The following is a 1,268-nucleotide window of genomic DNA, read 5'->3' as shown; positions in this document are numbered from 1 at the left end:
GTTGGGTTCGCCATTGCTGCGGTGGTAGCCGATGGAGGTGTTACGGAGTGTGGCGAAGACGGCGGGCCCGTTGCCGGTCCGGGCCTGGTGGGCGTCTTCACGTAGCGTCACGTCGCGGACGTAGTGCAGGCGGTTCTCGATATGCCATTCGGAACGTGCCCAGGTGCCGAGGTCGGCGGGTTGGGCCTGGTCGGCGGGCAGGGAGACGGTCAGGTACGCCGTCTCGCGGGTGGTCTTGCCCTTGATCGTGCGGGTCCGGGTGATCCGGACGGCCTGCTGTGCGTGGGGGAAGCTGATGCCACCCGGGGTGGCCACGGTGACGGCTTTGACGGTACGGGTTTCCTTACGGCCGTGGCCGCTGTCGCGAGTCTGGTCTCCGACCGGAATCTGCGCCCAGGGCAGGGCCTTGAGCTGGGCGTGCAGAGTCGGCTGGTTGGCCTTGATCGCGACCATCAGATGCCCGCCAGCGGCGGCCAGGTGCTCCGCGTGCCCGGTCTGGGCGTGGAGCGCGTCCGCGACGACCAGGACATCTTTGAGCGACCCCATCTGGGCGGCCACCTGGTCCAGCAGCGGCGTGAACGCCGGGATTTCGTTGGACTTCGCCGCGATCTGGACCTGGGCGAGGACGATGCCGGTGCTGGTGTCGTAGGCCGACAGCAGATGGACCTGACGCCCATCGGCGCCCCGGGCCCCGCGTTCGACCTTGCCGTCGATGGCGATGACCAGGCGCCACCGCCGCCCCGCGACCACGACCGGCGCCCTCCGGGCGCGTAGCCACCGGGCCAACACCGTCGACAGCACCTCAGCGTCGATACGGATCAACAGCCGCCACACCGTCGTCGCCGCGGGCACTCGGTCGGTGAACCCGAGCCGGCCCCACGCCGGCCGGTCCAGATCGCGGGCCCAGTCGGCGATCGCGGCGAATGTGCACGCCCCGGCCAGCACCGCGCACACCGCCACCGCGAGCACGCTCACCAGCGGATAACGCCGCCCCCGCAGGCCACGTGGATCGGGCACCGCCGCCAACGCGACCAACAGACTGCGACTTTCACCCTCAGTGACCACAACCGGTAGGGGCGCATCAGAGGGTCGGTGTGGCAGCAGAATCTCGGTGAGTGATGATGACATCGGCGGGTGCGGTCCTTCTCGGGATCATGGTGTCTCAGCAACTCGATGATCACCTACGGGCCGCACCCGTCCTACATGGACCCCGATCCCACCCAAACTTCCAGCTCAACCCGCCCTCAAGCGACTACGCAACAGCCCTG

At 68.8% G+C, this 1,268-nt stretch carries 1 protein-coding gene; it reads right to left on the bottom strand.

From position 1 onward, the window contains the following. Window positions 1-1,017: ISAs1 family transposase (locus IEY61_RS30865; protein ID WP_189050872.1), on the bottom strand; the 1,017-nt coding region annotated here is incomplete at its 3' end. Window positions 1,018-1,268: the final 251 nt, after the last annotated feature.

It is taken from the genome of Micromonospora sonchi, assembly GCF_014646235.1.
In the GTDB taxonomy this organism is placed as follows: domain Bacteria; phylum Actinomycetota; class Actinomycetes; order Mycobacteriales; family Micromonosporaceae; genus Micromonospora; species Micromonospora sonchi.
The sequence above is the reverse complement of the archived record's forward strand: the minus strand, read 5'-3'. Positions and strand labels throughout refer to the sequence as shown.